A 12,203-nucleotide genomic window follows, 5' to 3' on the forward strand; every position below is an offset into this window, starting at 1 on the left:
GTTCCGAGCCCTCGTGTTGAAGCGCATCCGTTCGCACCCTGTCGTCACGCGCCCCGTGTGCGTGCAGCGAGCCGCCCGACCCATTCGGGCGCCGGCCTGTTCCGCGTCTTCCACGCTCCCGGAGGATATCATGACAACGAATTACACAATCTACCTGGTCAACCAGATGAACTATCAACAGAATTTCTGGCTGTTCCTGACGCCCCCGCAGGAACTTGCCGGCGACCCGACCGTCGACGCCAATTCGAGCGTCTCCCTGGCCATCGACCCGAACGATCCCTCGACCAATTCCTTCACGGTACCAGTGCAATATGTCGTCGCAGCGGGTGCCAGCAACAACGCGGTCGGGCTGAACGTACAGATCAATTCGACGATCTCCCAGGACAGCGACCTGACCCAGACCTGGGATGCCGTTTATGCCAACGTGCCGCCGAACAAGGGCCCCAAGCTGACGCTGGACGCTGCCGCTGCCCCCGCCAATACGATCAAGATATCGACCAACCCCTTCGATCAGGCCAGCAACGAAGCGCTGAACTGGTATGCGAGCCAGTCGTTTGGTATCCAGACGATGGCCGGGTTCATCGGCATGACGTGGTCGCCGACGCCAAACCAGAGCCGTACGCTGACCCCCCAACTGAAGTTCTATGTCAGTGCCGGGACCTACGGTGAATCGACGCTGGCCGACTGGACGCAGGTCAGCAACGACGCTGCGCAACTCTCCGTGCCGTCCTCGTTCAGCAATTTTGCAGCTACGGTGACGCTGCTCAACAATGGAACTTGGAGCGTCACCCCCGGCAAGCCGACCAGCCTCGCGCTGCTCGACGACCTGTCGCTGCTCACGTCTGCGCGCATTCGGGAACTCACCGCCGTAGCCTATCTGTCCGACGGAACCGTTCAGCAAGACCTCGTCACGGCCGTGACTTGGCCTCCTATGAGCGCGAATCCCGCTGTCGCGGAAGATGCGATCCTGAGCGGCACGATCACGGTGCTGACGGCACTCGCCGCCGGATTCCTCTACTTCACGATGAGCGGCGTTACCTTCAACGTCACCGGCAGTACCGATGGCGCAACCAGCGTCAATTTTACCTATAACGGAGCGCTGTCCGCGCAAGCGGTCAAGGATATCGTCGTAGCGGGCGCAAACGCGATCTTTCATTCGCAAAAGCCATAAGCGGCGGACGATGGACACGACGGCGGGCTCGGATGCGACGGGCCAGCCGTTCGCCATCACGCCGGCCGACCGGGCAGATGCCCGCCGCCGCTTTCCGCCAGTAACCGCGACGTCGACGTTCGCGGCTACTGGCGGAACGTCGGTGACCACCGTCGAGATCGTCGCGGAGGTGGACTATGCGATCCCGCTCGTCGCAACCTTCGCCGCCGCGAGCCCCATCCCGCCGTCAGGGCAGCAGATGGTCGCGGCGCTGCAGACCGTCGACACAAAGGTCTATATCGATTTCAACCGGGATCTGCCGCTGTGGTGGTTCGCCGCCGCCTACAAGACGGGGGAAATCGCGGCGAACACCGCGACCTACGTCTATACCAGCGATGCCGACGTGTTCAGTCTCGCGCTTACCCCGTCGATCACCGTCACCCACGACAGCGCCGGCTGGAAGATGCCCGTCTATGACGGGACGCAATATGCCGTGACCATCGGTTTCGGGCTTGGCACCAGCCTGGTCTTCTTCGCCTATGCCGTGCCCGCCAGCCCCAATGCCACCGTGTTGGTCAACGCGGGCGGCTATGTGCTTGCTCAGTCCAGCGGCACGCAGACGATCGGCGACCCCGTCACCAACAGCCAGACGGCGTGGTCGATGCCGCTTGGTGACACATATCTACTGACCTTCGACTCCACCGGCACGGGTACGCTGACGACGACCTGAGCCTTTCCCCGTCGCGCCACCGCAGGCCGCACGCTTCAGGCCGCATCCTCCGCATCCAGCCCGTAGGCCGTGTGCAGCACGCGCACCGCAAGCTCGGTGTAATCCTCCTCGATCAGCACCGAGACCTTGATCTCGCTGGTCGAGATCGCCTGGATGTTGATCCCGCGCTCGCCGAGCGTCGAGAACATCGTCGAGGCGACACCCGCATGGCTGCGCATCCCCACCCCGACAACCGAGATCTTCGCAACGCGCGTGTCGTGCACCAGTTCGCCGAACCCGATCGCGCCGCGCCCCTGGTTGAGCACCTCGATCGACCGCGCGAGGTCGGCGGCGGGCACGGTGAAGGTCACGTCGGTCGATCCCGCCGCATGCGCGATGTTCTGGATGATCATGTCGACGTTGATGTTGGCCGCAGCGAGCGGCGCGAAGATCGCCGCCACCGCGCCGGGCTTGTCGGGCACCGCGATCAGCGTGATCTTGGCTTCGTTCTTGTCATGCGCGATGCCGGTGATGAGCTGGCGTTCCATATCGTCGATCTCCTCTTCGCCCACGATCATCGTGCCGGGTAATGTATCCGCCATCGGCGCGTCCTCACCCGTGAAGGACGACAGCACCTGGACGCGGACGCCTTCCTTCATCGCAAGGCCCACCGAGCGGGTCTGCAACACCTTCGCGCCGACGCTGGCGAGTTCCAGCATCTCCTCGTAGGTGACCTTCTTGAGCTTGCGCGCGCGCGGCACGATCCGCGGGTCGGTGGTATAGACGCCGTCGACATCGGTGTAGATGTCGCAACGGTCCGCCTGCATCGCCGCCGCCATCGCCACCGCCGAGGTGTCGGAGCCGCCACGCCCGAGCGTGGTGACGCGGCCGTCATCGTCGACCCCCTGGAACCCGGGGATCACCGCGACCTCGCCCGCCGCAAGGCTGGTTTCGAGCGCAGCCATGTCGATATGCTCGATCCGTGCCGACGCGTGCGCGTCCGACGTCGCGATCGGCAATTGCCAGCCGAGCCAGCTCCGCGCGGGCACGCCCGCCGCCTGGAGCGCGATCGCGAGCAACCCGCTGGTGATCTGCTCGCCCGCCGAGACAACGACGTCATATTCGCGCGCATCGTACAGCGACGACGCCTCGCGGCAGAAGCCGACCAGCCGGTCGGTCTCGCCCGCCATCGCCGAGACGACGACCGCGACCTGGTTGCCCGCCGTGACTTCGCGTTTCACCCGCGCGGCGACCGAGCGGATCCGCTCGATCCCAGCCATCGAGGTGCCGCCGAATTTCATCACGATACGTGCCATGGTCCGGGTCACGAAGTCCTTGGGGTGGGGCTTGGGGTATTGGGGTGGTCCTGATAGAAAGCGGGTATGAATAGCGCAACCGTAACGTCTGTAACCACTATCGACCCGGCCGAGGCCAGGCACTTCGGCACGATGGCGGCCGAGTGGTGGGATCCCAAGGGCTCGTCCGCGATGCTCCACCGGCTCAACCCGGTGCGGCTGGGGTATCTGCGCGCGCAGATCGACGCGCAGTGGCATGGCGACGAGACGGGGTTCACGCCCCTCGCCGGCAAGCGCGCGCTCGATGTCGGGTGCGGCGCGGGGCTGCTGTGCGAACCGCTCGCACGGCTGGGCGCGGACGTCACCGGGCTCGATGCGGCGGCGGAGAACGTCGCGGCGGCGCGGATCCATGCGGCCGCGTCGGGGCTTTCGATCGACTATCGCACCGGCAGCGTCGAGGATCTCGCCGATGCGACCTATGATCTCGTCACCAGCCTGGAGGTGATCGAACATGTCACCGATCCGGCAGGGTTCGTCGCGGGCCTCGCGCGTGCGCTTGCGCCGGGCGGACTGCTGGTGCTGTCGACGCCGAACCGGACCGCGCTGTCACGGCTCGCGCTGATCACTTTCGCCGAGGGGAGCGGTACGATCCCGCGCGGGACGCACGACTGGAACAAGTTTTTGACGCCGGACGAGCTGACCCCATTGGTCGAGGCGGCGGGCTTGCGCGTGATCGACGTGCGCGGGCTGGCGTTTTCGGTCGCCAAGGGATTCGTGCTAAGCGACGATACCGGGCTGGATTATTTCGTGACGGCGGTGCGCGACTGAGGGGGACGCGCTTTCGTGTTCCTCCTGGCGGCACCACCCCGGCGAAGGCCGGGGCCCAATAGAGGGACGGTAGCGGCGGCTGCTGCGCTTCAACAACGCGGACATTTCGCTTGGGCCCCGGCCTTCGTCGGGGTGGTACCCTAGACTAGCGTGATGATCCGGCATTCCCGCCTGCGGTGAATTGCGCGTCACCGCCAGCAGCACCCGCACCCCACCGTGAGCAAATCACCGCGCCACCCCGATCGTCCGCCCCAGCCACCGCGCCGCCGCCTCCGGCGACGCCTTGGCGTCATCGCGGTCCACCTGGTAATTCGCCGTGCGCATCGCGTCGACCGACACGCGCCCGATCAACGGCTGCACCGCCGCGAGGAACTTCGCGTCGTGCGCATGTGCCTTGCCCACCAGCACGATCGCATCATACCCCGGGATCGCCCCGCGCGGATCGCTCAGCACGGTCAGGTGCTGCGCCGCGATCCGCCCGTCGGAGGAAAACGCCGAAATCACGTCCGCCTGCCCGCTCTCCAGCGCGCGATACATGAAACTCGGGCTATACGCGTGCGCGCTGCCGAAACGGATCGGATAGGCGCGCTGGATCGCGGCCCACTCGGGGCGTTCGAGGAACTCGAGGTCCGCCCCGAACGTCAACCCCGGCGCCGCGCGCACCAGATCATCGAGCGACACCAGCCCGCGTTCCCGCGCCGCATTCCCCCGCATCGCAAAGGCGTAGGCATTCTCGAACCCCAATGACCCGAGCACCTTCACGCCCGATGTCCGCGCGCTCCACGCACCGATCGCCGACACCATCGCCGTGCGCTTCGGCGTGTCGCGGCGCTTCATCTCGTTGGTCCAGATCGTGCCCGCATAATCGACGTAGATATCGATCGCGCCCGAGCTGACCGCGCCATAGATCACCGCCGAGCCGAGCCCGTCGCGATACCGGACCTTGTAGCCGGCCTGCTCGAGCCGATCGCCGATCAGCCGCGCGAGGATATATTGCTCCGAAAAGTTCTTCGCGCCGATCGTGACGACGCTCCCGCTGGTCGGCCACAGCGGCGCGAGCGCAAGCAGCACCCCCGCGATCAGCACGCCCCCCGCCCCCAACGCGACCCCGCGCCGCCGCCGCGCGATCGACCGCTCGATCAGCCCGAGCAGCGTATCCACCGCAAGCGCCAGCGCCGCCGCGCTGAAACACCCGGCGAGCACCAAGGCCCAGTTCTGCGTCTGGAGTCCGGCGAAGATCATGTCGCCGAGGCTTGGCTGGCCGACCGTGGTCGACAGCGTCGCCGCGCCGATCGTCCACACCGCCGCGGTCCGGATCCCCGCCATCAGCACGGGTGCTACGAGCGGGGCCTCGACCAGCCGCAGTTTCTGCCACGCCGTCATCCCGACGCCATCCGCCGCCTCGATCACGGCGGGGTCGATCCCCGCGAGCCCGGTGACGCCATTGCGCAGGATCGGCAGCACCGCATAGAGCGACAGCGCGAGCAGCGACGGCAGGAACCCCAGCGCGGGGATGCCGCCGCCGACCAGCCCCGACAGGAACAGCAACAGCGGGTAGAACAGCGCGAGCAACGCGAGACTCGGGATCGTCTGGACCAGGCTCGCGATGCCGAGCGTCCAGCGCGCGACGCCGGGCGACCGCGCCGACCAGATCGCAAGCGGCAGGCTGATCGCGAGCCCTAGGATCAGCGCGGCGGCGGACAGCAGCAAATGCGCGGCGAGCAGATCGGGCACGCGGGTCATCGCCTCGAGGAACGGGCCGGTCATGCCACGTCGCCCGCCAGCGCGCGCATCCGCTGCGCCTGATCGCGCGGCACCGCGACCAGCGCCTGCGCGACCGGCCCGCCTGCGCCTTCGAGCAAGGCGCGGGGCGTTTCGTCCGCGACGATCCGGCCTGCATCCATCACCAGCACGCGATCGGCGAGGATCAGCGCCTCCGCCATGTCATGCGTCACCATGATCGTGGTGAGCCCGAGCCGGTCGTGCAGCGCGCGGATCGCATGCCCCAACTGGTCGCGCGTGACCGGATCGAGCGCGCCGAACGGTTCGTCCATCAGCATCAGCCCCGGCGCGGTCGCGAGCGCGCGCGCGACACCGACCCGCTGGCGCTGCCCGCCCGACAAGGCATCGGGGAGCCGCGTGGCAACCGCGCGAGGCAGATCGACCAGGTCGAGCAACGCGCCGACGCGGTCCGCATCGTGGCCGTCCCCGCCCGCCAGCCGCAACCCGATCGCGATGTTCTCGGCGACCGTCATATGCGGGAATAAACCAATGTTTTGAAAGACATAACCGATTTTCCGCCGCAGCACCGGCGCGGGCTCGTCCGCAACGTTTGCGCCAGCGATGCGTGTGCAACCTTCGCTTGGTTCGATCAGCCGGTTGATCATCTTGAGCAACGTCGATTTGCCCGACCCCGAGCTGCCGACCAAGGCGACGAAGCTGCCGCCCGCGATCTCGACCGAGACGCGATCGACCGCCACGGTCCCGCCGGAATAGCGTTTGGAGACGGCGTCGAACGCGACGGTCGGGCCGGAAGGGGGGGATTGCACCATTGCGATGCTTGTGCGGGACGGTTCAGCGGGCGTCAAACCCGTTGCGGGCCATGCGTAAGCTTCCCCTTCCCCGGCGAAGGCGGGGGCCCAGCAGCGAAGGTCGATGTAATCCGGGTGCAGCACCCGATAATAACCGGGCCCGCTCTCGGGCCCCGGCCTTCGCCGGGGAAGCGAAAAGGAGAAGCGCCCCTAACCCGCCCCCGCAAACCGCGTGCCGACCCGGGCTTGTCCCCGGGCCCGCCATGCCCCAGACTTCACGCCAAAGCCCGTGCGGCCCGGATCGGCGGGACACGTCGGGCATACAAAGGGGAATGGGATGCAAAAGGCGATCTTCATCACCGGCGGCGGCTCGGGCATCGGGCAGGCGACGGCAAAGCTGTTCGCCGGCAAGGGCTGGCGCGTCGGGCTCGCCGACGTCAACCGGCAGGGCCTCGCCGACACCGCCGCGCTGCTCCCGCCGGGCATGGCCGAAACCTATGTCATGGACGTGCGCGACCGCGACGCTTGGGTCGCGAGCCTCGACGCATTCGTCGCGACCACCGGGGAGCGGCTCGACGTGCTGTTCAACAATGCGGGAATCGGCACGGGCGGGCCGATCGCCGAGATGCGCTTCGAGGATCTCGACCGGGTCGTCGCGATCAACCTCGTCGGCGTGCTCAACGGCGCGAAGATCGGCTACGCCTATCTCGCGCGGACGCAAGGGTCGTGCCTGCTCAACACCGCGTCCGCCTCGGCGATCTACGGGTCGTCCGGGCTGCCGGTCTACTCCGCGACCAAGTTCGGCGTCCGCGCGCTGACCGAGGCGCTCGACGGCGAATGGTACGCCGCAGGGATCAAGGTGCGCGACATCGTCCCGAGCTTCATCGACACCCCGTTGCTCCATGCGCCCGCGGGCAACAGCAACCAGTCGATCCGCGACGTCGTGACCGGCGCGGGGCTCGAACTGACCGGGGTCGACCAGGTCGCGCAGGCGGCGTGGAATGCGGTGCATGGCAACCGCGTCCACACCTATGTCGGCAAGACCGCGGACCGCATGGCGTTCGCCGCACGCTGGTTGCCGGGGCGCCTGCGCAAGATGATGCGCCGGGGGATCGCGGCGGATCCGAGCTGACGCGCGGTCAGGCGACCAGCGCCTCGATCGCCTCCGCCATCGCGACGTCCTTGTGCGACAATCCGCCCGCGTCATGCGTGGTCAGCGCGATGTCGACGCGGTTCCACACGTTCGACCATTCGGGATGATGATCCGCCTTCTCCGCCAGCAACGCCACTCGCGTCATGAACGCGAACGCCTCGCTGAAATCGGCGAAGGTGAAGCGCCGCGTGATCGCATCGCGCGATTCGTCATAATCCCATTCGTCGAGCCCATCGAGCGCGGCGGCCCGGTCTTCGTCGTTCAGCGGCTCCACGGTCACTCATGCTCTCCTGCTGGCGCCAAGCGCGCCGTCGCCGTATGGCTTACCGCATGGAGCAGACCGATCAACTCCCGCCCGACGCAGCCATGATCGAAGCGATCGCGCGCGCGACGATCGCCGGACTTCCGCCGGCGTTCCGCGCCCATCTCGGCGACGTGGTGCTGAGCGTCGAGGAGTTCGCCAACGACGCAACGCTCGACGCGCTGGGGATCGAGGATCCGTTCGACCTGTCGGGGGTCTATCACGGCCGCCCGATCGGCGAAAAATCGTCGATGGATACAGCCACCCTCCCCGATCGAATCCATTTGTATCGCCGCCCGATCCTCGACGAATGGGTCGAAACCGGGGTCGGGCTCGCCGAGCTGGTCGCGCATGTCACGATCCATGAGATCGGGCATCATTTCGGCCTGTCCGATGCCGACATGCATGCGCTCGAAGCGTCGGCCGCGCCCCAGTGAGCGACGCGGCCGTGCTCGCTTTCTCGGGCGTCACCTGCGTGCGGGGCGGGCGGGTGCTGTTCGAATCGCTGTCCTTCACGCTCGCGCCCGGCGGGGCCGGGCTGGTCCGCGGGCCAAATGGCGTCGGCAAGTCGAGCCTGCTCCGCATCGCCGGCGGGCTGCTGCGGCCCGCTGACGGAACGGTCGCACATCCCCCGACGCGCGCGCTGATGGCGGAGGCGCACGCGCTCGACCCCGCACGACGGCTGATCGACGCGCTCGCCTTCTGGGCGTCGCTCGATCCCGATCCCGGCGCACCGCGCGACCGTGCGGCGCGCGCGCTCGCAGCGGTTGATCTGGCGAACCTCGCCGAAGTCCCGGTGCGCCTGCTCTCGACCGGCCAACGTCGCCGTGCCGCACTTGCGCGGGTGGTGGCGAGCGGCGCGGCGTTGTGGTTGCTCGATGAACCCGCCAACGGGCTCGACACCGCAAGTGTCGGACTGCTCGAAACGCTGATCGCGACCCACCGCGCGAGCGGCGGGATCGCGCTGGTCGCGACGCATATGCCGCTCGCCCTGCCCGATGCGCAGCCGATCGCGCTCGCATGCTGACGTTGATCGCGCGCGACCTGCGGATCGGCTGGGCGAGCGGCGGGATCGTCAATGCGCTTGCCTTCTTCCTGCTTGTCACGATCCTGTTCCCGTTCGCGGTCGGACCGGACACCGCATTGCTCGCGCGGATCGGTGGCGGGGTGATCTGGGCCGCCGCTCTCCTTGCCGCGCTGATGCCGGTCGAGCGGCTGGTCGGCCCGGATGCCGAAAGCAGCGTGCTCGATCAGCTGGCGTTGCGCGGGGTCAGTCTCTCGGCGGTGGCGGCGGCCAAGATCGTCGCGCACTGGCTCGGCTTCGGGCCGCCGCTGATGCTTGCCGCGGTGATCGCGGCGGGGCTGCTGGGGTTGCCCGGCGCGACGCTCGGCACGGTCGAACTCGGGTTGCTGATCGGCACGCCCGGGCTCGCCGCGCTCGCGGTCGCGACCGCCGCGCTGGTAACGGGACTGCGCGGGGCCGGCTCCATCGCAGGGCTGGTGATGGTGCCGCTTGCCGTCCCGCTGCTGATCTTCGGCGCGGGGTCGATCGATGGCGGGATGGGCGCGATCAAGCTGCTCGGCGCGGTGAGCCTGTTGCTGCTCGCCGGCGCACCGTTCGTCGCAGGCGCCGCGATGCGCGCGGGCATGGAGTGATCCCCGTACGGGAACCGGATCGAGACCGTGGATTTCAAGGGATTGGCTGGATGCCCCGTGAGGATTCGAACCTCAATAGGCGGTATCAGAAACCGCAGTCTTACCATTAGACGACGGGGCAGCAGCAGGGCCGCGATTTAGGCGGGGCATTCGCGGCTGTCAACAGATCTGCGCAACGATGCATGGCGCGTGTTTCGCATCGCTTGCTGCAACGGCCCCGCTGCGCTAGCGTTGAACCAAGCACCGAACGACGCGCGAACCCGCGTGTCGCGACGGCAGAACAGAATAAGCGAGTTTTAACGGCATGGGGGACGTTCCGCCCGATATGCCGGTCCGGCAGGCCCGCCCTGCCCGTTCGGCGCCGACCCACGGCCGAGAGGTTCGTGGCAAACCGGCCAACGCCAGGAAGCCAGGAGGCAAGTCCGCGAACCCCGTTGCGCGGGGGCGCGATTCGCGGCATTTCGCCGCGCTCGATCTCGGCACCAACAATTGTCGGTTGCTGATCGCGCGTCCGCAAGGCGATGGCTTTGCGGTGGTCGATGCCTTTTCGCGAATCGTCCGGCTGGGTGAGGGCCTAGCCAAATCGGGGCGGCTGAGCGACGCCGCGATCGAGCGCACGATCGTCGCCCTCAAGATCTGCGCCGAAAAGCTGAAACGGCGCAACGTGACGCTGTCGCGCGCGGTCGCGACCGAGGCATGTCGCCGCGCGGTCAACGGCGCGGATTTCATCGCGCGGGCCTATGCCGAGACCGGCATCCTGCTCGACATCATCACCGCCGAGGAAGAAGCGCGGCTCGCCGTGCTCGGCTGCCACGCGCTGATCGAGCCCGGCGAGGATCCGGCGCTGGTGTTCGACATCGGCGGCGGGTCGACCGAACTGGTCCTGGTGGACACCAAGGGCGAAACCCCGCGCGTGCTCGACTGGCACAGCGCGCCCTGGGGGGTCGTCTCGCTGACCGAAAGCGCGGGCCACGGACCGCCGGGCGCAGATGGCGGCGCCGACGGGCGGGCGGCGGCCTATGCGCGGATGCGCGCGCTGGTCACCGACAGCATGGCGGCGTTCGCCGCGCGCCTGCCCCGCGGGATCGCGGTGCCCCGGCTCCTGGGAACGTCGGGCACGGTAACCACGCTGGCGAGTGTCCACCTCGGGCTGACGCATTACGATCGTTCGCAGGTCGACGGGCTGATCGTTCCCGCCGCCGCGATGCGCCGGATCAGCCTGGATCTGGCCGGTAAGGATTTGCAGCAACGGGCACAGCTGCCGTGCATCGGCACCGAGCGCGCCGACCTCGTCGTTGCGGGATGCGCGATTCTCGAGACGATTCTCGACCTGTGGCCCGCCGAACGGCTGGGCATCGCCGATCGCGGCATTCGCGAGGGCATTTTGCGCCGATTGATGGAGAGTTCTTCGTGAGCAGAGACGGCGGCGGACTCCGGGTCCGCGTGAAGACAGCGCGCAAGCGCACCGCGCAATCCACGCGCTGGCTCGAACGCCAGCTGAACGATCCCTACGTCAAGCGCGCGAAGGCCGACGGTTTCCGCAGTCGCGCTGCGTACAAATTGTCCGAGCTCGACGAACGGTTCGATTTCCTCAAGGGCAAGCGCCACGTCGTCGATCTCGGACTGGCTCCCGGCGGCTGGGCGCAGGTCGTGCGGCGCCAGGTACCCAAGGCGGCGATTGTCGGGATCGATCTCCTCCCGGTCGATCCCATCGAGGGAGTCGAGATCCTTCAGCTCGATTTCATGGACGATGTCGCGCCCGAGCGGCTGATGGCGGCACTTGGCGGCGCGCCCGATCTTGTGCTGTCGGACATGGCGGCGAATACCGTCGGGCATCCCCAGACCGATGCGCTCCGCACCATGGGTCTGGTCGAGGCGGCGCTCGACTTCGCGATCGACGTGCTCCAGCCGGGCGGCGCGTTCGTCGGCAAGGTGTTTGCAGGCGGCGCGGACACTGCGCTGGTTGCGGAAATGAAGCGCAACTTCACCACCGTGAAGCACGCAAAGCCCCCCGCCAGCCGCAAGGCGTCATCGGAATGGTACGTCGTGGCGCAGGGGTTCAAGGGCCGCAAGACGAGCGAGACCGCCGACTGACGCTCAGCCGAGCAGCGCGCGATACTCCGGGTGCTTCTCAATATAGGCGGTGACGAACGGACATTGCGAGACGACCTTCAGCCCGCGGTCGCGCGCCGAATCGAGCGCGGCGCGAATCAGCTTGGAGGCGACCCCACGGCCTTCGATCGCCTTGGGGACGATCGTATGGGTGAAGACGATCGTGTCGTCCTCCCGCTGATAGGCCGCGACCGCGCGCTGGCCCGATACGATCAGTTCGAATTCGGCCTCGGCCTTGTTGTCGGCAACGCGTTCCATGGTGCCGCGTTTGCACGCCGGGGATCGCATTGCGCAAGAGGGCGCGTGTGCCGCGGCTCGTCCACGTCGAAACATGGGGCACGCGACCGGCAAGGACGGGGTCCGGACCATCCGGTGGACTCGCGCCAGCGTCATGACGGTGGCATGCCACAACGCGCGTGGTCGATCGAACGACGCGCCGGGCGCACCAGCCACCGACCTTCCCCGTCC

14 protein-coding genes and 1 tRNA gene are annotated in these 12,203 nt (G+C 67.7%); 9 read left to right on the plus strand and 6 right to left on the minus strand.

Annotation, left to right across the window (positions count from 1 at the left end):
• Positions 1 to 130: 130 nt before the first annotated feature.
• Positions 131 to 1,171, plus strand: coding sequence for a hypothetical protein (locus L8G49_RS09775; RefSeq protein WP_242184980.1), 1,041 nt, complete (start codon positions 131 to 133; stop codon positions 1,169 to 1,171).
• Between the two features lie 10 nt (positions 1,172 to 1,181).
• Positions 1,182 to 1,880, plus strand: a complete 699-nt coding sequence (locus tag L8G49_RS09780) for a hypothetical protein (RefSeq protein ID WP_242184981.1) — start codon at positions 1,182 to 1,184, stop codon at positions 1,878 to 1,880.
• Between the two features lie 35 nt (positions 1,881 to 1,915).
• Here L8G49_RS09780 and L8G49_RS09785 read toward each other — a convergent pair whose 3' ends face one another.
• Complete coding sequence (locus L8G49_RS09785; RefSeq protein ID WP_242184983.1) at positions 1,916 to 3,175, minus strand: aspartate kinase; 1,260 nt, start codon at positions 3,173 to 3,175, stop codon at positions 1,916 to 1,918.
• A gap of 66 nt (positions 3,176 to 3,241) precedes the next feature.
• Here L8G49_RS09785 and ubiG point away from each other — a divergent pair, with 66 nt between their 5' ends.
• Entirely contained in the window at positions 3,242 to 3,982 is a 741-nt protein-coding gene (gene ubiG / locus L8G49_RS09790; protein WP_242184992.1) for a bifunctional 2-polyprenyl-6-hydroxyphenol methylase/3-demethylubiquinol 3-O-methyltransferase UbiG, read from the plus strand.
• A gap of 225 nt (positions 3,983 to 4,207) precedes the next feature.
• On the opposite strand, the gene L8G49_RS09795 is transcribed toward ubiG, so the two are convergent.
• Both L8G49_RS09795 and L8G49_RS09800 read right to left on the minus strand, forming a co-directional pair.
• Positions 4,208 to 5,749 (minus strand): ABC transporter permease/substrate-binding protein, encoded by a 1,542-nt coding sequence (locus L8G49_RS09795; protein ID WP_242185003.1) that lies wholly within the window; start codon positions 5,747 to 5,749, stop codon positions 4,208 to 4,210.
• Positions 5,746 to 6,534, minus strand: a complete 789-nt coding sequence (locus L8G49_RS09800) for an ABC transporter ATP-binding protein (RefSeq protein WP_242185005.1) — start codon at positions 6,532 to 6,534, stop codon at positions 5,746 to 5,748. Before L8G49_RS09800 ends, L8G49_RS09795 begins: the two co-directional genes overlap by 4 nt.
• A gap of 316 nt (positions 6,535 to 6,850) precedes the next feature.
• Between L8G49_RS09800 and L8G49_RS09805 the strand changes: the two genes are divergently transcribed.
• Entirely contained in the window at positions 6,851 to 7,645 is a 795-nt protein-coding gene (locus tag L8G49_RS09805) for an SDR family oxidoreductase (RefSeq protein ID WP_242185010.1), read from the plus strand.
• A gap of 7 nt (positions 7,646 to 7,652) precedes the next feature.
• On the opposite strand, the gene L8G49_RS09810 is transcribed toward L8G49_RS09805, so the two are convergent.
• On the minus strand, positions 7,653 to 7,946 hold the full coding sequence (locus L8G49_RS09810; protein ID WP_242137960.1) for a 4a-hydroxytetrahydrobiopterin dehydratase: 294 nt from the start codon (positions 7,944 to 7,946) through the stop codon (positions 7,653 to 7,655).
• 38 nt (positions 7,947 to 7,984) lie between these two features.
• Here L8G49_RS09810 and L8G49_RS09815 point away from each other — a divergent pair, with 38 nt between their 5' ends.
• Genes L8G49_RS09815 through L8G49_RS09825 form a run of 3 tightly spaced genes read left to right on the plus strand, consistent with a single transcriptional unit; the run spans position 7,985 to position 9,623 of the window.
• Positions 7,985 to 8,404 carry a metallopeptidase family protein gene (locus L8G49_RS09815; RefSeq protein ID WP_242185012.1) on the plus strand — a complete coding sequence of 140 codons (420 nt, stop codon included), beginning with the start codon at positions 7,985 to 7,987 and terminating at the stop codon, positions 8,402 to 8,404.
• Positions 8,401 to 8,994 carry a heme ABC exporter ATP-binding protein CcmA gene (ccmA, locus tag L8G49_RS09820; protein ID WP_242185014.1) on the plus strand — a complete coding sequence of 198 codons (594 nt, stop codon included), beginning with the start codon at positions 8,401 to 8,403 and terminating at the stop codon, positions 8,992 to 8,994. Before L8G49_RS09815 ends, ccmA begins: the two co-directional genes overlap by 4 nt.
• Positions 8,988 to 9,623: a heme exporter protein CcmB gene (locus L8G49_RS09825; protein WP_242185023.1), complete on the plus strand. Its 636-nt coding sequence runs from the start codon at positions 8,988 to 8,990 to the stop codon at positions 9,621 to 9,623. The genes ccmA and L8G49_RS09825 overlap by 7 nt, the downstream gene beginning before the upstream one ends.
• A gap of 47 nt (positions 9,624 to 9,670) precedes the next feature.
• Here L8G49_RS09825 and L8G49_RS09830 read toward each other — a convergent pair.
• Positions 9,671 to 9,744, minus strand: a tRNA-Gln gene (locus tag L8G49_RS09830).
• Between the two features lie 183 nt (positions 9,745 to 9,927).
• On the opposite strand from L8G49_RS09830, the gene L8G49_RS09835 reads away from it, so the two are divergent.
• A complete protein-coding gene (locus L8G49_RS09835; RefSeq protein ID WP_242185026.1) occupies positions 9,928 to 11,037 on the plus strand; it encodes a Ppx/GppA phosphatase family protein in 1,110 nt (369 codons plus the stop codon).
• Positions 11,034 to 11,717, plus strand: coding sequence for an RlmE family RNA methyltransferase (locus L8G49_RS09840; RefSeq protein ID WP_242137965.1), 684 nt, complete (start codon positions 11,034 to 11,036; stop codon positions 11,715 to 11,717). Before L8G49_RS09835 ends, L8G49_RS09840 begins: the two co-directional genes overlap by 4 nt.
• Positions 11,718 to 11,720: 3 nt before the next feature.
• Here the strand turns inward: L8G49_RS09840 and L8G49_RS09845 are convergent, their stop codons facing one another.
• Positions 11,721 to 11,993 (minus strand): GNAT family N-acetyltransferase, encoded by a 273-nt coding sequence (locus tag L8G49_RS09845; protein ID WP_242185028.1) that lies wholly within the window; start codon positions 11,991 to 11,993, stop codon positions 11,721 to 11,723.
• Positions 11,994 to 12,203: the final 210 nt, after the last annotated feature.

The sequence above is a fragment of the Sphingomonas sp. CARO-RG-8B-R24-01 genome, assembly GCF_022662295.1.
Taxonomy (GTDB): Bacteria; Pseudomonadota; Alphaproteobacteria; order Sphingomonadales; family Sphingomonadaceae; genus Sphingomonas.